At 34.6% G+C, this 22670-nt stretch carries 18 protein-coding genes; 6 read left to right on the top strand and 12 right to left on the bottom strand.

What is annotated here, in order from left to right:
- Positions 1 to 20: 20 nt before the first annotated feature.
- Positions 21 to 482 carry a GNAT family N-acetyltransferase gene (locus DOK76_RS04355; protein ID WP_206965243.1) on the bottom strand — a complete coding sequence of 154 codons (462 nt, stop codon included), beginning with the start codon at positions 480 to 482 and terminating at the stop codon, positions 21 to 23.
- Between the two features lie 86 nt (positions 483 to 568).
- On the bottom strand, positions 569 to 1321 hold the full coding sequence (locus DOK76_RS04350; RefSeq protein WP_206965241.1) for a DUF4362 domain-containing protein: 753 nt from the start codon (positions 1319 to 1321) through the stop codon (positions 569 to 571).
- 148 nt (positions 1322 to 1469) lie between these two features.
- Between DOK76_RS04350 and DOK76_RS04345 the strand changes: the two genes are divergently transcribed.
- From DOK76_RS04345 to DOK76_RS04335, 3 genes are all read left to right on the top strand, one after another.
- Entirely contained in the window at positions 1470 to 1832 is a 363-nt protein-coding gene (locus DOK76_RS04345; protein ID WP_206965240.1) for a potassium channel family protein, read from the top strand.
- A 328-nt stretch (positions 1833 to 2160) separates the two neighbouring features.
- Positions 2161 to 3501: a M20 family metallopeptidase gene (locus tag DOK76_RS04340; RefSeq protein ID WP_206965239.1), complete on the top strand. Its 1341-nt coding sequence runs from the start codon at positions 2161 to 2163 to the stop codon at positions 3499 to 3501.
- 133 nt (positions 3502 to 3634) lie between these two features.
- The gene (locus DOK76_RS04335) at positions 3635 to 6151 is read left to right on the top strand and encodes a phosphatidylglycerol lysyltransferase domain-containing protein (protein ID WP_206965238.1); all 2517 of its coding nucleotides are present in this window, start codon (positions 3635 to 3637) and stop codon (positions 6149 to 6151) included.
- 66 nt (positions 6152 to 6217) lie between these two features.
- Here DOK76_RS04335 and DOK76_RS04330 read toward each other — a convergent pair whose 3' ends face one another.
- The 6 genes from DOK76_RS04330 to DOK76_RS04305 all read right to left on the bottom strand — a co-directional run bounded on the left by DOK76_RS04330 (position 6218) and on the right by DOK76_RS04305 (position 12052).
- On the bottom strand, positions 6218 to 7393 hold the full coding sequence (locus DOK76_RS04330) for an acetate/propionate family kinase (protein ID WP_206965385.1): 1176 nt from the start codon (positions 7391 to 7393) through the stop codon (positions 6218 to 6220).
- A 134-nt stretch (positions 7394 to 7527) separates the two neighbouring features.
- A complete protein-coding gene (locus tag DOK76_RS04325; RefSeq protein ID WP_206965237.1) occupies positions 7528 to 8178 on the bottom strand; it encodes a carbonic anhydrase family protein in 651 nt (216 codons plus the stop codon).
- Positions 8179 to 8297: 119 nt separating this feature from the next.
- Entirely contained in the window at positions 8298 to 8693 is a 396-nt protein-coding gene (locus DOK76_RS04320) for a YbaN family protein (RefSeq protein ID WP_206965384.1), read from the bottom strand.
- A 123-nt stretch (positions 8694 to 8816) separates the two neighbouring features.
- Complete coding sequence (locus tag DOK76_RS04315; protein ID WP_206965236.1) at positions 8817 to 9461, bottom strand: GNAT family N-acetyltransferase; 645 nt, start codon at positions 9459 to 9461, stop codon at positions 8817 to 8819.
- A gap of 121 nt (positions 9462 to 9582) precedes the next feature.
- On the bottom strand, positions 9583 to 10902 hold the full coding sequence (locus DOK76_RS04310; protein ID WP_370590091.1) for an aspartate kinase: 1320 nt from the start codon (positions 10900 to 10902) through the stop codon (positions 9583 to 9585).
- Positions 10892 to 12052 carry a homoserine dehydrogenase gene (locus tag DOK76_RS04305; RefSeq protein ID WP_206965235.1) on the bottom strand — a complete coding sequence of 387 codons (1161 nt, stop codon included), beginning with the start codon at positions 12050 to 12052 and terminating at the stop codon, positions 10892 to 10894. The genes DOK76_RS04310 and DOK76_RS04305 overlap by 11 nt, the downstream gene beginning before the upstream one ends.
- 85 nt (positions 12053 to 12137) lie before the next feature.
- On the opposite strand from DOK76_RS04305, the gene thrC reads away from it, so the two are divergent.
- The 3 genes from thrC to DOK76_RS04290 are packed head-to-tail and all read left to right on the top strand — an operon-like array spanning position 12138 to position 14935.
- The gene (gene thrC, locus DOK76_RS04300) at positions 12138 to 13628 is read left to right on the top strand and encodes a threonine synthase (protein ID WP_206965233.1); all 1491 of its coding nucleotides are present in this window, start codon (positions 12138 to 12140) and stop codon (positions 13626 to 13628) included.
- Between the two features lie 3 nt (positions 13629 to 13631).
- Positions 13632 to 14504 carry a homoserine kinase gene (gene thrB / locus DOK76_RS04295; RefSeq protein WP_206965231.1) on the top strand — a complete coding sequence of 291 codons (873 nt, stop codon included), beginning with the start codon at positions 13632 to 13634 and terminating at the stop codon, positions 14502 to 14504.
- Positions 14498 to 14935, top strand: a complete 438-nt coding sequence (locus DOK76_RS04290) for an ACT domain-containing protein (protein ID WP_206965230.1) — start codon at positions 14498 to 14500, stop codon at positions 14933 to 14935. The genes thrB and DOK76_RS04290 overlap by 7 nt, the downstream gene beginning before the upstream one ends.
- Before the next feature lie 62 nt (positions 14936 to 14997).
- Here DOK76_RS04290 and DOK76_RS04285 read toward each other — a convergent pair whose 3' ends face one another.
- From DOK76_RS04285 to DOK76_RS04270, 4 genes are all read right to left on the bottom strand, one after another.
- Entirely contained in the window at positions 14998 to 15714 is a 717-nt protein-coding gene (locus DOK76_RS04285; protein ID WP_206965229.1) for an aminotransferase class IV, read from the bottom strand.
- Between the two features lie 15 nt (positions 15715 to 15729).
- Complete coding sequence (gene pabB, locus DOK76_RS04280; protein WP_206965228.1) at positions 15730 to 17085, bottom strand: aminodeoxychorismate synthase component I; 1356 nt, start codon at positions 17083 to 17085, stop codon at positions 15730 to 15732.
- A 2-nt stretch (positions 17086 to 17087) separates the two neighbouring features.
- Positions 17088 to 17675, bottom strand: coding sequence for an anthranilate synthase component II (locus DOK76_RS04275; RefSeq protein WP_206965227.1), 588 nt, complete (start codon positions 17673 to 17675; stop codon positions 17088 to 17090).
- Between the two features lie 208 nt (positions 17676 to 17883).
- The gene (locus DOK76_RS04270; RefSeq protein ID WP_206965226.1) at positions 17884 to 22389 is read right to left on the bottom strand and encodes an LPXTG cell wall anchor domain-containing protein; all 4506 of its coding nucleotides are present in this window, start codon (positions 22387 to 22389) and stop codon (positions 17884 to 17886) included.
- Between the last annotated feature and the right edge of the window lie 281 nt (positions 22390 to 22670).

Raw genomic sequence — 22670 nt, 5'->3', positions numbered from 1 at the left:
TAATCTGTTAAACATTTCTATTAAAATCTTAACTGCATAACATGTTGGTAGCCTCTTGGCCCTAAATGTTTCTTTTCAGTATCTATAAATCCTGCTTTTAAATACATCTTATGAGCATTAGGATTTTTTTCATTCACACCTAGCACGATTTCATTTATACCGGCAAAATTACTATTTAAGAAGACGACTAATTCAGTCAAACTTTGCGTCGCATAACCTTTTCGAACTTCCCTTGAATCCGTTGAAAAAGCTCGAATCAAAAAGCTCTTCTCATTTGTTGTATAAACCTCTCGATCACTGCTGCCATCTAAAGCAAAAAAGCACACTAATCGATCCTCCTTGAAACATAAAATAGGATAGAAATCTTCTTTATCTTTATTAGCTAGAATGATTTCTTTTGGTATACCAGTATATGAGGCATCATCTAATTGATAAGCCTCAATGTCTTTCCATGATTCTTCCGTGTAACTCACTAAGTGCATACTTCACTTCCTCCAAATTTGATGATTCAGTATAGCACGCACCCTCGAATTTTTAACTATGAATTGCTCAAAATTTTGTGATAAATTTACCAGTCAAAAACTACTTCTTTATCCGCCTCTTTTTCAACAGGTTCAGATAAGATAAAAGCCTTTGTTCCCTTGTTATCTGCCCCTTGTTTTTCTTTATAATCTAGTTGTTTGTAGTGCCAATTTTTAACGTCTTTTTCACCAAATTTATCCTTTGTATTATCATGAGTATAAGACAACTGCGTCCCATCAAATGTCACTTGCTCAAAAATAGGGTCTCCTTCTTTTGTGTACTGAGTGATGCTTAAAGAAAATGGTGTCTGTTCGTTATAAAGAGCATACATGTCTTGCCAAGCTTTTTCATACGTCACGACATCTTCCTCATGACCATTGCGTTTTTCAACTTCCTTATGCTGAATCGGAACTAATTTAAAAGGAGCTAGTACTCCTCCTGTTTGACCTTCCTTAACTGGAAAAGAAGGCATAACAGTCAACTCATCTCCTTCTATTTGGAAATCATAGAAGAAAATCTTCCCCTTCTCCGTTTGAGTCAGGACCATGTTTTTTTCCGTTCCTGTTACTTCTAGAGCTTCATTATTAATAAATAGTTCATGATCTTTAAAGGCAATAGTATACACTTTTTTCTCTTTTTCACCTTCACCCAACCACACACCTGACACTTGCTTGACTAGCTCCCAATTAATTCTTTCAGCAACTTCTCTTTTTTTAGGTTCTTCCTTATCTTTTGAGCCACAGCTTGTTAATAGAAATAACAAACTAAAAGCAATCACTACTCGACTTATTCGCTTCATCTAAATCCCCACTTCTCGTGTACTTTTTTCTCGTCTATCATACCACTTTTTATTTCCATTTTCTCTACTCACTTTCCCCTCAATATTACCAAAGAAGTATGTTAAGATAGTCCAATAGAAACAAATTTTTTTGATAGGTGGTTTTTTTATGTTAAGTCTTCTCATTGGCTTTAAAAGCCTAGGTAGATGCCTTAAATTATGTTTTAAGAAAGAAGAAACAAAAGCATTACTTGCTGCAACAACTTTGATTATGCTCATGGGCACCTTCTTTTATCATTTTGTAGAAGATATGACCTTTGTCGATTCCTTTTACTTTAGTTTCGTGACCCTTGCTACCATTGGTTATGGTGATTTACACCCTGTCACAGATATTGGTAAAATTTTCACCGTTATTTACGGTATACTAGGACTCGGTTTAGTCAGTTTATCTGTTGGGGTTATTGCTCGAGAACTCGTCCAATTTAGAATGAAAAACCAACACAAAGAGTCATCAGAAACAGAAGAAACATAAGTAGTGAATACAAGACACTAAAGAAAGCTTCAAGGCTATCTTTAGTGTTTTTTTAACTTATCAAACGACTGTTCCATCTCATTATTAGAATAAATTAAAACACTATGAGAAAAAAAGGATCATAACATTCATTGTTTTATTTATCAGGTAAAATAGTTATGTAAAGGCTTTCTATAATAACGAAAAGTGTTTACTAATACTTATCAATTGACGTTTGCTTTCGTTAGCAATAGTGATAAGCTCTTATTACTCATTTTTTGTGGGAACTGCTGTCTATTTAGGCCTTTTAGCAGTATTATAGAAGATAAAGAAAGGTAAAGGTGATTTGATGAAAACATTTATTACAGACGCACACAAACAAGAGGCAATTACTTCTTTGCAGCGCTTAGTTAAAGTACCATCATTTTTACAAGACGCTGTAGAAGGTGCTCCTTTTGGTCAAGACATTTTAGATGCCTTAAAAGAAGGTCTGGCATTATTTGAAGAAGAAGGATTTACCACATTTATTGATCCAGACGGCTACTATGGATACGCTGAAATTGGCGAAGGTGAAGAATTATTTGGTGTGTTATGCCATTTAGACGTTGTTCCTGCTGGAGATGAAAGTTTATGGGACACACCACCTTTTGAAGCAACCATTAAAGACGGTGCGATCTATGGTCGTGGTGTTCAAGATGATAAAGGTCCTACAATCGCTGCTCTTTACGCAGTGAAATCTTTACTTGATTCAGGCGTAACATTAACTAAAAAAATTCGCTTTATTTTTGGAACAGACGAAGAAAATTTATGGCGTTGCATGGATCAATACCATAAAAAAGAAAAAGGCGTAGATATGGGAATTGCTCCTGATGCTAACTTCCCTGTGATATTTGCTGAAAAAGGATTACTTCAAGTTTATTTAACTGGTGAAGGCACATCTGATTTTACTTTAACAGGTGGTAATGCCCTTAATGTGGTACCTGATACAGCAACTTATACAGGAGATAAAAAAGAGGAAGTTGCTAAAGAACTGGAAGCTCTTTGTTATGACTTTACTCAAACAGATGATGGGATTATCGTTAAAGGAAAAGCCATTCACTCAAAAGATGCACCAGAAGGAATTAATGCGAATACTCGTTTAGCAGAAGCAATGGCTCCTTTCTATACACACACTGGTTTAGATTTCTTAGGCAAGCTAGTTAAAAATGATGCTAACGGCGTGAGTGTTTTAGGTCCTATTGAGGACGACGCTTCAGGAAAATTAACTTTTAATGCTGCGACTGTTTCAATTAATGAAGATGAAACTAAAATTGGGATTGATATTAGAATTCCAGTAACGATTGATAAAAACGAATTAGTAGCTACCTTAACTAAAAAAGTAGCTGAATACGGCTTAGTCTACAACGAGTTTGATTTCTTAGATTCTCTTTATGTACCAAAAGACTCTGAATTAGTGACTACACTTCTTAATACCTATCAAGATATGACTGGTGAAGTTGGTGAACCTCTCATTTCTGGTGGAGCAACTTATGCTAGAACTATGAACAATTGCGTTGCGTTTGGTGCAATGTTTAAAGATACAAAAGACACTATGCACCAAGCCAATGAAGTTTGGCAACTGGATGAAATGGAAAAAACCATGGAAATCTATGCAGAAGCTATTTACCGCTTATGTGGTAAACAAGATTAATCCATTAACAGACTAAGTCTCTTGTGACTTAGTCTGTTATTTTTTTATTTAAACCACCTTTACTATTTACCACCTTTCCCTTAACTGGTAGTATAATGATAAGGTTATTTAATTCATAAAGGAGAGGTCAACATTGAAAAAATTTATTAAGTTTTTTGTTGCTTTCGGGATTTTTATCCTATCAGCATGGAAACTAAAAACAGAGCTTGCGTCAATCAATTTTAAAGATGTGTTTCACGTTATTCAAAACAGATCTTTCACATCGATTGCGGTGTTACTACTCGTTAGTTTTGCGGGGATTTGGATACTGAGTCTGTATGACGTCGTCCTGATTCGTTCCCAAAAATTAAAGGTTCCTTGGCTTAAGACCATGAAGATGAGTTGGATTATCAACTCACTTAATACCTTAATTGGTTTTGGTGGGATTGTTGGCTCAAGTATTAGGTATAATTACTTCCAAAATTTTATTGAAACAGATAAAGAAAAAACAGAGTTGAAAAAGAACATCTCTCTGCTACTTTTATCGATGTTAACAGGGATTGGGGTCCTGTCCTTTTTAGTGCTCTTTGATGTTTTTTCAGCTTCCAGTTTACTGGATAGTAATCCTTTATTGAAGGTAGCTTTATTTATCTTAGCAGGACTACTACCTGTCTTTTTAATCTTTACCATTGCCAAGCCACCTGTACCAAGTGACCGCTTTTTAAGTTTAAAATACACGGTCGTATCTGTGCTTGATTACTTATTTGTCGGAATCGTCATGTTCTTATCTCTTAGATTTGTAGGCGTCCATGTGAATTTCTGGCAAATGGAAAGTGTCTTTATTGTTGCTGCTATTGCTGGTCTTATTAGTATGGTGCCTGGTGGTTTAGGCGCATTTGACGTTATCTTTTTACTAGGTATGACGCAACAGTTTAACGAAAGCAAAAGTGCCGTCTTACTTGCTTTAGTATTTTATCGCTTAGCTTACTACATCTTGCCTTTCTTAATTGGCTTAATCTTATCTATTAGCGAGCTTCAATTAATTCTAAAAGATAAGCTCAATGAAAAAGATGAAATGGTTTTATTCACTCGGGAATTCGGTACGATTTTTGTGGATATCACTAAAAAGCGAGTTCAAATATTAATTCGTTGGTTTATTATTATTCTCTTTCTAATTGGCGGATTTTTCTTCTTCCAAGATTCATTCTTTGGTGTTTTCTACGTATCAAGTGATACAACTAATATTGTCTTTGCTGTATTATCAGTCGTCTACTTATTAGCTAGCACTTACTTGATACCTAACTTAGTTGGCTTGTATTATGGGTCAAAGGAAGCTTATCGTAACTTACTAATCCTTCTTTCACTAACCCTCATTAGTCAAATTGTTTTATTTAATCAATTATTGTTTGTAGAAGGTCTAATTTTCACTGTGGTTCTAATGCTTGTTTTGATCTTATCACGTAAGAACTTTTCTGTTTATTTAACCGTTCGCTATCGACGTGAAAAAGTTATTTGGCTACTAACATTACTGCTACTTGCTTTCAATATTCAATCCATCTACGACACTGCTAGTGCTTATGATTTAGAACTCTTTAAAGGCTTTATCTATTATGTTTTAGGCCTTTCAGCTGTTTGGTTTACTTATATTTTACTAAATCGCTACCGTTTGCGTCATAAATATACTTTCTCAACATTGGTCTTCGAACCCAATATGAGTAGTGAGGTAACCGAATTTGAAACAGTCATTACAGACTATACAGGTAGCAACCTAGCAAACTTAGGCTTTTTACCTTCAAACAAAGTTCTAGTCAATACATTACTAGGTGTTGGTTGTATCTACCAAGAAACAACCTACTTTGTCCTTATTTTAGGAGACCCTGTTGGTAATAACGAAAACTTTTTCCCTTTCATTAAAGATCTTCATGATTATGCGACTAAAATTGGGAAAGAAATTATTTTTTATCAAACAGGAACAGAGAATATTCATATCTACACTGAATTTAACTACACTCTCTTTAACTTAGGAGAAGAAGCTGAAGTAGACGTAACAAGCTTTAAAACATCTGGTAACAAAGGCAAAGTGTTCCGTCAGTTATTGAATAAGCAAGAACAAGAGGAATTAAGTTTCCAAGTTGAACCTTCTTCTAAAGAATTAATTGAAGAATTACGACCAATATCAACTGAATGGCTTGGTCATCGAAAAGAAATGAGTTTTTCTTTAGGAAACTTTGGTGATACTTATTTATTAAAACAAGACATCGCCACTATTAGAACCAAAGAAGGTCAAGTGATTGCTTTTGCTTCGATGATGCCAACTTATACAGAAGGTAAAATCTCAGTGGATTTAATTCGTTGGAGAGAGCATGATAATATCCCAATGATGGACTTACTCTACTTACATCTCATCCTTTGGTCAAAAGAAAATGAGTATCAAGTCTTTAACTTAGGTATGGCACCTCTTTCAAGTAGTTATGAAAGAACAAATGGTTTACTAAGTACCATTACAACAAGTATTTACCAACATTCCTCTAGTTTGTATTCCTTCAAAGGATTAAGACAATACAAAAACAAGTTTAAACCTGTTTGGTACCCTCGATACTTAGTTTATCCACGAAGACTTATGATTTCTCAAGCATTGATGAAAAGCTATCAAGTTATTCATCCAAAATAAACTAAAAGAGACATCCGCTATCAAGCTGATGTCTCTTTTAGTTTATTAATTACTTTTGACTATGATTTATTTTGAAATGATGGCCATTGTTTCTTTAGCAATCATTAATTCTTCATTAGTTGGAACAACTAAAATAGCAGTTGTACTTTCTTTAGTACTGATAATTTCTTTACTTTGATTGTTAGAGTCAACATCAATAGTTGCGCCTAAAAAACTTAGACCTTCACAGCATTTCTCTCTCACCCAACTTGAGTTTTCACCAATACCCGCTGTAAAGATAATACCATCGACACCACCTAGTTCAGCTGCATAGGCACCAATTGTTTGTTTTACTTTACTTGTAAACATATCTAAAGAAATAATTGCTTGTTCTTCTCCCATGTCGGCTGCAGCAATGACATCTCTAAAGTCATTACTTAACTCAGAAACGCCTAATAAACCAGACTCATTGTTTAAAATAGTATTCATTTCTTCAGCAGTATATCCTTTTTCTTCTTGTAGATACGTAACAACTGAAGGATCTAAATCCCCACAACGAGTTCCCATCATTAAACCAGCGATTGGAGTGAACCCCATAGAAGTCATATGTGATTTACCTTCTTTAATCCCACAAATACTTGCTCCATTTCCTAAATGACAAGTAATCAATTTTAATTCTTCTAGTGGTTTGTCTAGAATGTTAGCACCAACTTGTGCCACAAACTGATGACTTGTTCCGTGGAAGCCATATTTTCTAATCTTATCTTCACGGTAATATTTCATTGGAATTGGATATAAATACTGTGATGTTGGTAATGTTTGATGGAAAGCTGTATCAAAAATAGCTACTTGAGGACATCCTGGTAACGCCGCTTTAAATGCCTCAATTCCTGCTAAGTTTACCGGATTATGTAAAGGAGCCAACTTAGAAAGTTCATGAATCATTTGACTTTCTTTTTCTTCGACTAAACTAGATGCTTTAAAATATTCGCCACCATGAGCAACACGATGCCCAACTCCTGTAATTTCTTCAAGAGATGCGACTAATTGTTCTTTCATTAAAAAATCAATTAAAAAAGAAACGGCTTCTTGATGAGTTGTGCCCTCAATCGTAAACGCTTTTTTCTCATTATTTAAAGAATAAGAAAAAGCGATTCCTTCCTTCGAGCCAATTCTTTCAAATAAGCCTTTTACGATTAACTCTTCTTCTGGCATCACGAATAATTGGAATTTTAGTGATGAACTCCCAGAATTAATAGCCATAATTTTATTTTGCAATGTAACGTCCTCCAATTTTCAGTAAGTTATCTCATACTAACATATATCAATTAGCAGTTATAGAATCTAGCTCTTAAACTTAGCTACTTTTACAAAAAATCTACTTAACAAAGAATCACTCAAAAGAGCTTTTTAAGTACTTTTCGATTGTTCAAATTCTGAGGTTCTCTAAAATTATGGTTATGATAACTCGTCAATCTCTTTAGCTGTTCCTTTGAAAGTGTCATTCGATTCATTAAGACATACCACTCCACATTTTCAGTCAAAGGTGGTGTTGTTAGGGAGCCTAAGTAGTGATAATAATCAAAAGAATCAGGAATTAAATCCATCATGTTGATATGATTATCCTCTCCAGATTGATTCATAAAATCTAGTATATCATCTAAGGTTTCATTGGCTTCACCCAACTCGAATAACACCGCAATAACTGCCAACATCCCCACTTGAGACTCGTGAACAAGATGTAACTCAAGCGGAAAGAATGTACCATCTATCGTATGCTCACCACTGGCGTGAAAATGAAACTGAGATAATATGAAGGGCCGGCTATTAATGCTTGCTAAACCTTTCAATTTTCCTTCAATACAGTGATCTGCATCAAATAAAGAAAGTAACTGATGACTGTAATTTAAAACAATTCGCCCTTCTGCCAACATTGGCTCTGCTTCCCTTGTTACAATATTGATTGGCGACTGAGATTTGGGTAAAGGTTTAATCCAATTCTCTTTATTCTCATAGCTCCACTGACTAACATTTGTTTCAGGTTTCATGTTTTACACCTCTTTCTTGTACATTAATTATATAATTAACGAACAAAAACCACAACTAAAGTCAAAATAAAAAAAAACATCTTCAAAAAGAAGAGTGTTTCTATCAATTGATACATCTGTTAGTTTTTCTCCACACCAACAGTTACTTGTTTCTTTTCTTTCTTTTTAAAGTATAAAGTCAAAAAGATAAGGTGTAATACATAGACAATGACTAAAGAAATTCTCATGGCCAGGTTATTAACCAGTATCCCTGGGATTAAAAAGACAATAAAAATCATTAGAAATAAACGTACTAACCCCTTATTCGTCATTTTCTTTTCGATAATCAACTCCTGTACGTACTTCTGATAGTAAGTTGAAGCGATAAATTTTCCATACAATTTTTCAGAACTTCTTAACCATAAAAAACTAGTCAACATATAAAGAGGAACTGTTGGAATCAATGGTAAACTTAAACCTAATGTTCCTAACACAAAAGAAATACCTCCTAGCCCAATATATAGAGCTTTCTTAATGTTTGTCATCTTTATCTCCTGCCAATCACCATATTTCTTGTCAGTATAGCACATTTACTGAACAAATGATAACTTTTCTCATTTAAAATAACAAAAGGTACCTTTAAAATGGTTTTTTCTTCTTTATGAACAACTAGTCAATAAACGTTCGTAAAAATAAACGCTCATCGTCTTAGGCTTATCTGATGTATTAAACGTAATAGGCTTCTCTTCTAATCTATTAAAATCATGATACTCATAAAAACCATAGTTACACGTACTATCAGTAAAAAGATAGATTCGTTTCACCTGAGATTCTTCTAAATAACTCATTAAATCTTTTAAAAGTTGTTTACCTATTCCATAGCCACGACAAGTCTCATTCACAGCAAATAGAGTTAAAACGCCATCAAATTTCTCTTTATGCTTCTCATAAAACTCATCATAAATAGTTAATAAATCATTGTAACTACTCAACTCTTTCTTACTAGGATGAAGAAAAATTTTGAATTGTTGCATCATAACTTGCGCATAATAATTGCTATGTTTTAAGTAACTGTATTTTGAATCTGCTTTTCCCATAATAACACCTACAACTTGGTTATTAAGCTCAGCTACTTCAATGTATGTCGCTTCAGATAAACAATCATATAAATATTTTTTAGTAAAAATTGTTAATAAACTTTTATCCGAGATTAAATCACCTAGATGAAAAGCTTCTTCTATTAATTTGGATATAGACTTGTAGTCTTCTTTTTTTATTAAGCGATACGTTACTTTTGACATCATACTCTTCCTCTTACAATTTATTCTAGTCGTTCCTACAATGAAGCATTATAGCATAGATGAATAAATGACGTCAGACAAAAAAACACTCTCCATTAGTTAGAGAGTGTCTTTCAAATTCAAATCAAGCTGCTCCCTCGAATTCCTGATAAATAGTTCTGATTGTTTTTCGGTAATCTTGATTACTAACAGCAATGATAATATTAGTCTCGTCTCCTGTTTGAGAGATTAAAGAAATATTGATTTTTTCTTTCCCTAATGCCTCAAATACGCGACCACTCATACCTGTTTTCTCTTTCATAAATCTCGATACTACAGTAATAAGAGATAATTCGTGACTAACGTTCACTTGGTTAGCCTGACAGATTTCTTTTATCTGAGCAACTACCTCATAAAGAACTGGTTTCAACTGCTCAGAATCAACCACTAATGAGAAACGATCAATAGCAGTCGAAATTTGCTCCACCTTGATATGAAAACTTTCCAACACTTCAATGGCTTTTCTAATTGTTCCGAACTCATCGGACATATGCTCTTTAACAACAGTTAAAATTGAAAAATCCTGTTTGCCAGCAATGCCTGTAATAGCTTGCCTTTTTTCAATCGCCACCTTGTTTAAAATAATCGTGCCCTTATTCTCAGGTTCGTTGGTATTAAGGATATAAATAGGAATATTTTTATCCTTAACTGGATAAACTGCCTCTTCATGGATCACTGAAGCTCCCATATAGGATAACTCTCTTAACTCTTCATAAGTTATAATATCAATTTGTTTGGGTTGTTTGACTAGTCTTGGATCAGCTTTTAAGATACCTGAAACGTCTGTCCAATTTTCATAGCGCTCTGCCTCAGCCACATTAGCCAAAATACTTCCTGTAATATCACTTCCTCCGCGAGTCATTAAACGAATATCCCCATTTGGTAAGCTACCATAAAAGCCAGGTATCACAACGCCAGTTTCAATAGGTTCTAACTTTTGAAAGGCCTCAACCATTTTCGGATAATCAAATTCTCCATTGTATTTAAAAAATATCATCTCCTTTGCATCAATAAAACGAAAGCCTAGGTAGCGACTAAGTAATTTTCCCGTTAAAAATTCTCCTCGACTAATTAAATAATCTAGCTCGATTGGCCCTTTTAAAGCCTCATAAAGAGCCTGTATATCCTCATCAATTGTGTTATCTAAAGACAATTCACGTTGAATAGTTAATAGTTTTTCCTGAATCAAGTTAAACATCATATCAATCGGCATACCGTAGCGTTTATGCTCATAACATAAATACAGTAAATCAGTTATTTTATGATCCTCACCGTTTTCTTTACCACTAGCACTAGTAACAATTATTTTTCGAGAAGAGTCTGCTTCAACAATCCCTTTGACTTTCTTTAATTGCGCACTATTAGCAACACTACTGCCACCAAACTTAGCTACTTTAATCACCACACTCACCTCTTAACTCTTCCATTTTAACAACTAAATCCGTTTCCTCTAATAAAGGCATAACAACTTCTTTAAATCTTAATTGAGACATCGGTAGTAAATAACAATAGCCTTGGTCTTCTCTCTTCACAAAGCTCTCTGGGATAGATTGTTGACTTCTCACAACAAATTGATACGTTTTAAGTCCTTTATTGGAGATATCCTTCACTGAATTTAACTTGATTTGATGAGACTCATTAGTAATATCTAGCAAATCTTGCACCATGCTATGAGCAGTTGGCAGTTGACCTGCACCTTGCCCATAAAAACTTAAAGTACCGATTGTTTCTCCTACAAGAGAGACGCAATTGTAATTTAAAGATGTATTAGCTTCTAAGCTCTGTTTAGAACAAGCAGTCAACATCACATCTCCTTCAAGTGACTCGTTCTCAACATTTGCAGTGCCAAGATATTTCAACTCGTAACCTAAATTATGAAAATATTGACTATCTTCTAACGTCACGCCCCTCATGCTTAGGCGTAAGAAATCATCTGGTTTGACTCTTGCTTCAAATGCCACGTAACTTGAAATAATGAGTTTGTTTAAGATATCAAATCCATCAATATCTGCACTTGGATCTGCTTCTGCGTAACCTAATTCTTGAGCGTCAAGTAGCACATCTGAAAAAGATAAGTGAGCTTTTGCCATCGTTGATAAAATATAATTCGATGTCCCATTTAAAATCCCAGAAATAGAAGAAATGGCGTCTGTTCGTTTGGCGCGTTTTAACTCTTTTATCCAAGGAATCCCACCACCTACACTTGCCTCATACTTGAAGTAAACCTGATTGTCATGAGCAACTTGTTGAAACTCTTCAAAAAATGCAGCAACAACCGCTTTATTAGCGCTAACGACATGCTTTCCTTTTTTTAAACAAGCCATAATATGCTCATACGCTGGGTGAATGCCATTCAAAGCTTCCACCACACACTCAATAGATGGATCATTAATAATCTCCTCAATGTCTGAGACGAAGTAAGGAATTTGTTTCGTTTTATTGGGTCTGTTCCATATTTTGACCACTTTAATAGGTTCTTTATCACCTAATTGTTCTGAAATAATTGTTTCAACACCTGAGCCGACTACACCATAACCTAAAATAGCAACATTCATTAATTTGTCCTCCTGATAAAAACACTTGTATTTGTATGATGGATATACTATCATAAGGAATATCAAAAAACAAGGGGTTTTATTTATGACAACTATTTATCGAAGTACACGATCTAATCATATAAACATGACAGCAAGTCAAGCTATCCTTCAAGGACTTAGTCCTGATGGCGGTTTATTCGTTCTTAGGAATTTTCCTGATCATCATATAAATGTTGCTGATATTGTTAATCTCAATTATCAAGAAATGGCTCAGACAATTTTCCGATTATTTTTGACAGACTTTAGCCATGATGCTATCAAAGAATGTGTTCAACTTGCTTATGAAGATAAATTTACAACAAAAGACATCACTCCTCTGAAACAAGTTGGTGATGACTTTGTTTTAGAGCTATTTCATGGACCAACCAATGCGTTTAAAGATGTGGCTCTTTCTATTTTGCCTCATTTTATGGACCATTCTCTAAGTATTCAGAATGAGGCAAAAAAAATTCTGATTTTAACAGCAACAAGTGGCGACACTGGTAAAGCAGCGCTTGAGGGCTTCAAAGATAATAAGGCCATTGATATCATGGTCTTTTTCCCGAATGAGGGTGTCTCTTCGATTCAAAAATTACAAATGCAAACACAAGTTGGGAACAATCTTAGAGTTTGCGGGATTGATGGTAATTTTGATGACGCTCAGACTCAGATCAAACAACTCTTCAACAACTCAGAAATAATCGCTGAATTTGATCAAGTGAACATTCAATTATCTAGTGCGAACTCAGTCAACATTGGGCGACTTATTCCTCAAATTGTTTATTATTTTTACGCTTATTCTCAGCTTGTTAACAATCAGGAGATTCAAGTAGATGAGTCCGTTGATTTTATTGTTCCAACTGGGAATTTCGGTAATATTCTTGCTGGCTTTTATGCTAAAAAACTAGGTCTTCCCATACGTCACCTTGTTTGTGCGTCTAATGAAAACAAGGTTCTACATGATTTCTTACAAACAGGCATCTATGATGCCAGACGTGATTTTCTGATGACCACTTCCCCTAGTATGGACATTTTAATCTCGTCTAATCTAGAAAGACTCCTTTTTGAAGTAAGTGGACAAGATAGTGACTTAATTAATCAGTGGATGGATAAACTTGCTACTCATGGTTATTTTTCTGTAGATTCAGATACATTAAAAGAAATCCAACAAACATTTCGTTCAGGATATGCGACAGATGAAGAAGTTAAACAAACAATTCAATCCGTCTACAAAGAGCATGATTATTTATTAGATCCTCATACTGCTGTAGCTTACAAAGTTATGAAAGAACAAGAAGAATTTGGCTACAAACAAATTGTCTTAGCCACAGCGTCGCCTTATAAATTTACGGAAAGTGTGTTAGACGCTTTGAATCTATCTGAAGACAATGCGACTGATGACTTATTTTCTCGTATGAGCCTTCTAGAAAGAGAAACAGGTGTCCCTGTTCCAGATAATTTAGCTGAACTTCTTGAGTTACCGATTCTTTTTAATGACTGTATCTCTACAGAAGAAATGAGCCATTACGTTTTGACTCATGGGAAAGGAGATTAGCCAATGATATGTATCAAAGTTCCCGCAACAACTGCTAATTTGGGCGTTGGTTTTGACTGTTTAGGTATGGCTCTAGATATCTATTCTTACTTTTACTTTAAACCATCAAAGTCCTTGCAGATTTCAGGTTGCCCTACTGAGTATCAAAATGAAAACAATCTAGTCTATCAGGCTTACATAGAAGCCATGACAGAACTAGGGATAAAGCCGTCTCCTATTAAACTTGTGATAAAGAGTGATATTCCTCTTGAGCGAGGCTTAGGTAGTAGCTCAGCTTGTGTTGTTGCTGGGGTATTAGGAGCTTACGCCTTAGCTGGTCACCCTGTTAATCAAGAAAAAGCTTTAGCCCTTTGTACAAAAATAGAAGGTCATCCTGACAATGTTGCCCCTGCTTTAATCGGCGGACTAGTTGCCTCTTATCAAGGGGATCAAATTCTTTATACATCAAGATTTCCCCTTCACTCTTCTTATAAGTTCTTGGTTCTCATACCTGATTTTAGAACTTCTACTGAAATAGCTAGGGAACTCCTACCAGAAAAGATTGACTTTACAGATGCTGTTTCTAATCAAAGCAAACTCTTATTTGCGACTCAAGCTTTAACGAGTGGAGACGGGCCATTGTTACAAGAAGTAATGACAGACAAACTACACGAACCTTACCGAAAACAACTGATTCACGAGGTCAACATCGTATCAGATCTAACCAAACAAGCAGGCGCTTTAACTGTCCTCGTTTCAGGAAGCGGGCCGACACTACTTGCTATTGCTCAAGAAAAAATCGATATAGACTCACTCAATGACCAACTAAAAGAATTGAAACATCAGTGGAAATGTTATAAAGTTAATAGTGATTTGGAAGGAGCGACACAATGTTAACAAACTATTTAATCGTAGATGAAGCCATGTTACCAGATGTTTTTTCAAAAGTGATTGCTGTTAAAAAAAGTTTAGACACAGGAGAATTTAACCATGTGAGCGATGCGATTAAACACGTTGGCATTTCTCGTAGTGCGTATTATAAATACAAAGACCATGTGTTTTCTACTCAAGACATGACACTAGAAAGAAAAGCTCTTATCTCTTTTGTCTTGTCGGATAAAAAAGGCATTCTGTCTTACGTCTTAAAAGTAATCTCAGAAAATGGCGGAAGTGTTTTGACCATTAATCAAAATATTCCCATTCAAAAGAAAGCTAACGTTCTGATAAGTTTAGATATTAAAGACTTACAAATACCCATTCAAGACTTGTTAAATCAAATAGAAGCCATTGAAGGTGTTTCTAAGATTAATCTTGTTTCTGTTGAATAAGAAGGCATGCTAAAAAGCTGATAAAACCTGTAGTGGGCTTATCAGCTTTTTCCTTTAGTTATTTAATAACTTATTGACTCAACATATTTTTCTGCCATTTTTTGACTCTCTTTGATAGAAGGAAATTTTGTTTGTCCAATACGACACACTGGCATAATCCCAAGAACAGAATTGGTCACAAAAGCTTCTTCCATGTGTTCTATATCAGATAAGGATAGATCTTTCTCAATCACAGAATACGCCTTCAATACATACTCTCTCAAGATACCTGGTAACAAACCATTCTCAATTTTCGGTGTGTATATCTGTTTATTTTTAACAAAAAAGATATTGGCAGTACTGCATTCACTAACTAAGCCTTCTGTATTTAAGAAGAGAACCTCCTGATACCCTTCTTTTTTTGCCAAACGATTTTCCATGATGTTATCCCCGTAATTCAAGGTTTTATGATAAACAAAAGGTGAATAAGCATTACGACGATTATCAGACAACTTGATGTCAAAGCCTGTTTCGTACATCTCTTTTGTATAGGGATTATCTCTAATAGAGAATAATTTGTTTTCTGCTGAGATGGCCACTTTCAAAACAAAACTTTCCTTGTCTTGTTTACTAACATAATCCATCAACTCTTGACTTGTAAGAGGTTGCTTAATACCTAAAAATAATAAAGTTTTTCTAAGCCTTTTTAGATGCTCTTCTAAAAAAACAATTTTTTTTTGATGGACACACAACGTTTCAAAAGCCCCTAAACCAAAATAGAATCCTTCATCTAACTGCATATCTATTCCTCATCTCTATCTTCTAAAACTTTCGACAATCGCTTTCGCCTTTTGATTCGTCTCTTCAAATTCATCTAAAGGAATTGACTCAGAGGTGATTCCTCCACCTATACCTAGATGGAACTTGCCCTCTTTAGCAATAGCTGTTCTAATGATAATATTAAAATCACTATCACCTGTTGCTGATATATAGCCCATAGAGCCTGTATAGAGACCTCTTCTACTTTCTTCTAACTCATCAATAATCTCCATTGCTCTGTATTTAGGATTGCCAGTTATTGAGCCTCCTGGTGACACTGATGCGAGTAAATCAACTGTTGAGACTCCCTCTTTCAAACGCCCCTGAACATCAGCCACTAAATGAAAGACAGTGGCATAAGGCTCAACAAAGAAAAGATTAGGTACTTTGACTGATCCAGCTTGGCACACTTTGTTTAAATCATTTCGCTGTAAGTCGACTACCATCAACAATTCACTTTTCTCTTTTTCAGAATTCTCCAAATCTGCTTTTAACGCCTTGTCTTCCTCTTTTGTTTGTCCCCTTTTTCTAGTTCCCTTGATTGGTCTAGTAGTCACCACGCGATCCTTAACTTCAATAAAACGCTCAGGAGATGAGGAAACCACTTGAAAGTCGGGATAATTTAAATACCCACCAAATGGCGACGGATTAATCTCTCTTAACTTCTTAAATAACTCATAAGGCTTAATTTGACTATCAATCACTAACTGACGAGTTAAATTCATCACGTAGATATCACCTTCATAAATATAGTCAATCACTCGCTTAATTGCTTTCACATAAGCCTCTTGCTCCATATTAGTCGTAACACTCATCTCATGGCTACTAGAATTTTCTAAGCAGTAAGTTACTTCCTCTTGTGCAAAAATCAATTCTTCTAATTCATTTAATTGCGTTTCAGTCTCTTTTAGCTTTCCGTTAGAAATTACAGCTAATCTACCTTTTTGATGGTCTTCAATGATAAAACAATCGTAAAAGCAAAAAATTGCCTCTTGAACACCAATCAGATCTTCGTGCCTAGAAGAAACTCCCATCTTCTCCATACCATAGTCGTAAGAATAATAACCAATAGCACCTGTTACTAAGGGTAATTCTTCCAGATTCTCTTGATTTTCTGTAGCCATCTGCTGATTCATTAGGTATTCAAGTGATTCAGAACTGATTTCTCCATTTGCCCTAACCACCTGATTTTTACTTTCTAATATCAAATAAGGATTCAAACCTATAATAGAATACTGTCCCAACTTATTTTGAAGAGAAGAATCTAAAAAAACCGCATAAGGCGTTGTCGAAAAAAGATCAAACACAGTTGAAATACTAGGATACTTTTCATAGTAGCGAACACTTGTCATGACTAGCGGGCTCCTTTTTTACATTGATTAATAAAATTTTGTAACACCTGATGACCATATTCTGTTAACAAAGCTTCCGGATGATACTGCACGCCGTATATCGGCTTAGATTTATGAGCAATCCCCATAATCACACCATCTTCGCTTTTCGCCGTTACTTCTAAACAATCTGGCATACTCTCTTCTACTAAAGAAAGTGAATGATATCTCGTCACTTTAAAAGATTCTGGCACCTTCTCAAACATCTCATGCTGTGTATGACTAACCAGTGATACCTTCCCGTGAACAGGCTTCTTACCTTTTTTCACTTGCCCACCGTAGTAGTGCCCCATTACCTGATGACCTAAACATACTCCTAAAATGGGTAACTTATCCTGATAACGATCTAATACCTTTAATGACTCTACTGCATCTTCTGGGCGTTTAGGTCCTGGTGAAATAATAAGCCCATCAAGATTTGAAATTCGTTGATCTAACTGATGAAAATCTACCTCATCAACTCTCATTACCTCAATCTTCTCTCCCAGCTCCTCAACATACGAAGCTAAATTGTAAACAAATGAATCGTAATTATCAATCAAAAGAAACATAAGCTCTCCTTGTAATCGTTTTAATTTTTTCAATACTTAAAATATACCTGTTCCTACTAGTAACTTCAAGGAAATATGAAAAGATCCTAGCACTAACTACTCATAACCTCTCAAACCTAGCTAACAGGTAATAAAAAAAAGAATTCACTATGTCATAATGCTTGCATAGTGAATCCTTATTTATTGGATATTTTTTTCTTACTGGGCTTTAGTGTTTCTTTCTAAAGACCCAAAGTCCACTTACCATTGCAAGAAGTCCAGTCATTGAAGCTATAAAACCTGAAGCTTGTCCTGTTTTAGGTAATACCATATTTCCTTGAGAACTATTCGTTCTCTTACCAGCACTTACCTCTTTTGGTTGTTTTGAATCTGTTGGATTTGTCGGCTCAGCTTGATCTACTGGGTCTGTCGGGTCTGTTGGCTTCACAGGTTTTTCTGGTTCCTTAACCCCCTCAATCTCACCTATTTCATTCGGTAAAATTGGTTTTTCAATTGGCTCTATCAGTGCTATTTCTCCTGGTTTGGTAATAATTGTAGGATCTTTCAACTCTAAGTCAGGTAAATCTACCTTCTCAGGAACAGTCACATCTCCTGGTTTAGTAACTTCTTTTGATTCATCTAAACTCCCACTAGGAGCATCAAAATCACCCAAAGGAGGGACTATTTCAGGTTTGTCTGGTTCAACGGGTAGTTCAACATCTTTGGGCATCTCAATGATGCTTTCAGTAAAATCAACTGGGTCATTTACGTCAATAACATCAATTGGTTTATCAAGACTATCTTCAAAATTATCTATTTTTTCAGCCTCTTTTGGTTCACTCACCTCTTCAATAGAAGTTAACGCTTCACCTAACAAAGGTTCCTCAGGTTTTTCAGGAAATTTAACTTGAGTGAAAGTTAACTCAACATTAGTCACTGGAACAGGTTTTACTAACTCGCCTGGCCAAATCGGTAACTCCGGAACTGTTACTTCTTTAGGTTTCGCCTCTTCAACATCAATATCTAAGGCATTCACCTTTTCGATATCTTTATACGTAACGTTAGCATCTACTAAATCTTTTCCTTTAAAAAAGAATGTGTATGGTGCTACTTCAATAGAGTGGAAGGCACCACCAGCAAAGAAAATAGTTTGATATATTTTATCATTTTCAGTAAACTCTTCAACAGGTCTAACTCCTGGTTCTGTGATTCCATCAACATAACGATCAATAAACTCCTCATCAGACATCTTATTTGCTTGCTTTTTTGATCCCTCAAAGTTTGCTGTATTCTTGCGTGCGGTTTCGCTATATAAGACTGAGAACGCATCTGCTTCTTCCGAATTAGGATTAATTTGAACACTTAAATAATCTGATAATTCATTATAGGCTCTCGCCACATTATTTTTGTTATCATCTAAATCAATTGTTTCTATATTGAAGGTCGCATCTTTACTTTTTATTGTCTCTACATCTCTATTAAATACCTCAACAGCCTCTTTTATAAGTTTTAAATTAAACTCAAGAGCATTGGAATCTTTAGGCAATAATTCATTTAATGTTTCCTCAACAATGACTTGATTACCAGATAAAATAGCAAGTATTTCCTCTATTTTTTCATTCGTAAACAAATTGAAGTATTGGTTTTTATATTGAAAATACGTGTTCTTAGGAATTGAACTAACCTCTCCTAGTTTATCAGTCGTTTCTCTAGAGCTCTCCTCCGTTATACTAATCACTTCTTTTACCAAATCATTAATCTCTTGATTTTTTTCTTTTAAACCCTTGGATAGTTGCGTCATTTCTACATTATCATTATAAGCAACCAATGAGGACTGATACCATTTATCATACTCTTCAAAATTAGCTTCAAATAACTCCTTAGAAAAAGGACTTTTTATTGCCTCTACTGGGGAGTTTTCAGCTTGACTATTTGACGCATTAAACGTGTCCAAAACTACTTGATACTGATCAATAGCTGTTAATAGATCATTTTTAGCTTGAGATGCTTTGCTAAATTGAGCGCTCCAATTCTGACTAAAGTTAGCTAGTTCTTCTTTATTACTGTTTGATTCTTTACTTTCTTCAATTGGAAATGATTGTGAAAGCAAGACTAATTCATTTATAATTGCTAAGCTCTCTTCTATAATTCTTTTGGTTTCTTGATAAGATTGACTAACTACTGAATAATTTTGTTCAACCTTCAATTTTTCTTTTATGCCTTCTTCATAAGCATCCATCTCTGATTGATAGACTGTCTCCATCTTATTGAAATCTGATAACAATGACTTGTATGTCGCTGATAAAATATAGTACTCTTTTTTCAAGATAAGCAGTTCTTTAGAAACTTGTTTCAATTCTGTATTTAACTGTTTACCCTGCACTCTCAATTCATTGTATCTTTTCAAACTACTATCATAAGATAATTTTATCGCTTCATACTCTAGAGTCAGCTCTTCATATTGTTTGATAGCTTTGCGGTACTCTTCAATTAATTCATTGTACTGATTAGTTGTGTCTTGATAAATCACTTGCGTCTCATCATAAGAAACTTTTAAAGCATCATAATCCACTTGAATAGCTTGATTAGTCACTTTAGCTTGATTCAATAAAGCCTCAGTCTCTTCATAGGCACCTAACGTAACTAAATAACTTGCATGAGCTTCCTTATACTCATTAGATGTTTTTTCTTTTTCTTTTTTTACTAGGCTCAGTTTTTGATTGACTCCATTAGCCATTACAATCAAGTCAGATAGTTGATTCGCCAACTTATCCTTCTCTATATTAGCTTGATTATATGCCTCTACAGTTTGATCATAACTTTGTTTTACTGACTCATACTCATCTAATAAGCGTTCACGTTCTTCACTCGTTGTATCATAGGCATTCTCTAAGCTATTGGCTAATGCATGCAATCGGTTAAACTCTTCTAACAAGGCATTGTATTCTTTTAACAACCTAGCATTTTGAGTTTTCAATGGTTGGTACATACGGTTTAGCTCATCATACTCAGTTAGTAGATTATCTTTTTCAATCAGTAAATTATCTGAGACTTGTTTCTTTTCTTGATACAACGAGTCTACTTCATGATATTTAGCTGTTAATGTCTTAACTTCCTCTCTAGCTGCTGCTAGCTCCACTTCAAGTTCATCACGAGATGTGGTAACAGAAAGAAATTCTTGAAGTAAATTCTCGTATTCTTTTTGTTTTGCTTGATAAAGACTAGTTGCTTCCTCATATTTTGTTCGAAGAGGTGTGTAGGTATCTTCTAACTGTTTGTGTTTCGTCACTAGCTCATTTTGCTTTACTTCAAGTTGTTTTAAATGACTAGATTCTTCTTCAAAGGTCTTATTAACTGCATCATAGGAAGCTTTAGTCGTATTATACTTTTCAAGAATCTCTTCATAAGCTTTCTGATCAGACTGCTTATACGCTTCTAATTGCTCTTCGTATAAGGCTAATTGTTTCTGATAAATCTCTTTTTCCTGTCGATACTTAGTTAATTTTTGCTCACTCTCTTGTACTAAGCCAGTATACTGATCCAACTCCTCTTGATAAATACGCAATTGTTCTTCATAAGGAGCTTTTTCTTCTTGATAGTTATTAGCTAAAATTTTGTACTCATCGATATCTTTCTCATATCTTGATAGTCTCGCTTGATAAGAAGTCGCTTGCTCCTCATATTGCTCAATGTTTTTTTGAGCATCTAAAATAAACGATTCTGACCTACTTAGTTCTGCCTCATAAGCTCGTTTCTCTTGATTATAAGCTTCTAGCTCAATCTGATAGTCAGACAACTTTTGGTCGTACTCGTCTAATTTAGCATCATAAGATGCAGCCTTTTGATCATATAAACTTAATGCTTCCTTTTGATCAAACAACTCTTGTTCATAATCGGCTAATCTAGATTTATATGGTAATAAATCAGCTTCAATTGCCGCTAATTGCTCTTTGTACTCTTTTAAATTCTCTGTATAACTGGTTAGTTGCTCTTCGTATTGACTTAATTCTTCACCATATGCATCAAGATTTTTTTGATACTTTTTGATAACTTCTTCTTCATAGATAGCGATTTCATTTTCAAGATCTTTAACAGCTTTTTGATAAGTTGCTAAGTCTTCATTGTATGAAAGAAGTAATTTGTCATACTCAGCTGAAACTAGGTCAAAATGCACCTTTGCCTCTTGATAATCAGCAAGTAATACGTCATAGTTTGCTAAAGCTTCTTGATAGGCTTCAGATTCTTTACTATACGTAGCTAGCATGTCTTCATAATCCTTTAGCATCGTTTCATAATTGGTTAATTTGTTTTTGTAAGCATCTATTTGTTTTTCATATTCTTCTATTTTAGGCTTTAATGTTTTGGTGACTTCTTCGTATTCGTCCATACTACTAACTTTATAAATTGCTAACTCGTTTTTATATGTTAGTAATTCTTCTTCGTAAGCCAAAGTCATTTCTTCATAGTTACTTTTTTTAGCCTCAAGAGACGCTTTCTTTGTCTCCATCTCACTAATCTTAGCTTCATAGTTAGCCTTTTTTTGATTGTATTGACTAAGTTTGTTTAAATAAGCATCACTTTTCAACATCAACGGACTTTTATTTTTTAATGATTTTGCTTCATTTAAAGTTTCTTTTTCTAACATCACATTAGCAGAAACATTTACTGCGGGAAATACAGTGTTTAATAATGTTATTGTGACAACACTACCTGTTAACCAATTGCTCTTTTTCATAAAAAAACTCCCCTTTTCTAATAAAGCGATATATTTTTGTCACTTTTAATCATTTTAACATCAGGAGATTAACATAGTAAACGAAATAGCTTTAAATGTTTTATTAAAGGATGTTATTTATTTTTTACAATCGAGTAGAGGAAAAAGTTAAGTAATAACTCTTTGCCCCTCTCACACCACCGTACGTACGGTTCCGTATACGGCGGTTCAATAGTTTAAGTGTATATACTGGTATTGTTTGGCTATATCTTGATAGCCAATCGATGCCAGTTCTTTATTTG

The organism is Candidatus Vagococcus giribetii (assembly GCF_017316185.1).
GTDB classification, from domain to species: Bacteria; Bacillota; Bacilli; order Lactobacillales; family Vagococcaceae; genus Vagococcus; species Vagococcus giribetii.
The sequence above is the reverse complement of the archived record's forward strand: the minus strand, read 5'-3'. Positions and strand labels throughout refer to the sequence as shown.

Excerpts from the sequence above, each read along its gene's own strand:
- DOK76_RS04305 (WP_206965235.1), bottom strand. The coding sequence starts at position 12,052 with ATGAATGTTGCTATTTTAGGTTATGGTGTAGTCGGCTCAGGTGTTGAA.
- thrB (WP_206965231.1), top strand. The coding sequence starts at position 13,632 with ATGATATGTATCAAAGTTCCCGCAACAACTGCTAATTTGGGCGTTGGT.
- DOK76_RS04290 (WP_206965230.1), top strand. The coding sequence starts at position 14,498 with ATGTTAACAAACTATTTAATCGTAGATGAAGCCATGTTACCAGATGTT.
- DOK76_RS04270 (WP_206965226.1), bottom strand. The coding sequence starts at position 22,389 with ATGAAAAAGAGCAATTGGTTAACAGGTAGTGTTGTCACAATAACATTA.
- DOK76_RS04340 (WP_206965239.1), top strand. The coding sequence starts at position 2,161 with ATGAAAACATTTATTACAGACGCACACAAACAAGAGGCAATTACTTCT.
- DOK76_RS04315 (WP_206965236.1), bottom strand. The coding sequence starts at position 9,461 with ATGATGTCAAAAGTAACGTATCGCTTAATAAAAAAAGAAGACTACAAG.
- DOK76_RS04345 (WP_206965240.1), top strand. The coding sequence starts at position 1,470 with ATGTTAAGTCTTCTCATTGGCTTTAAAAGCCTAGGTAGATGCCTTAAA.
- DOK76_RS04325 (WP_206965237.1), bottom strand. The coding sequence starts at position 8,178 with ATGAAACCTGAAACAAATGTTAGTCAGTGGAGCTATGAGAATAAAGAG.
- DOK76_RS04330 (WP_206965385.1), bottom strand. The coding sequence starts at position 7,393 with ATGGCTATTAATTCTGGGAGTTCATCACTAAAATTCCAATTATTCGTG.
- pabB (WP_206965228.1), bottom strand. The coding sequence starts at position 17,085 with ATGACAAGTGTTCGCTACTATGAAAAGTATCCTAGTATTTCAACTGTG.
- DOK76_RS04275 (WP_206965227.1), bottom strand. The coding sequence starts at position 17,675 with ATGTTTCTTTTGATTGATAATTACGATTCATTTGTTTACAATTTAGCT.
- DOK76_RS04285 (WP_206965229.1), bottom strand. The coding sequence starts at position 15,714 with ATGCAGTTAGATGAAGGATTCTATTTTGGTTTAGGGGCTTTTGAAACG.
- DOK76_RS04355 (WP_206965243.1), bottom strand. The coding sequence starts at position 482 with ATGCACTTAGTGAGTTACACGGAAGAATCATGGAAAGACATTGAGGCT.
- thrC (WP_206965233.1), top strand. The coding sequence starts at position 12,138 with ATGACAACTATTTATCGAAGTACACGATCTAATCATATAAACATGACA.
- DOK76_RS04350 (WP_206965241.1), bottom strand. The coding sequence starts at position 1,321 with ATGAAGCGAATAAGTCGAGTAGTGATTGCTTTTAGTTTGTTATTTCTA.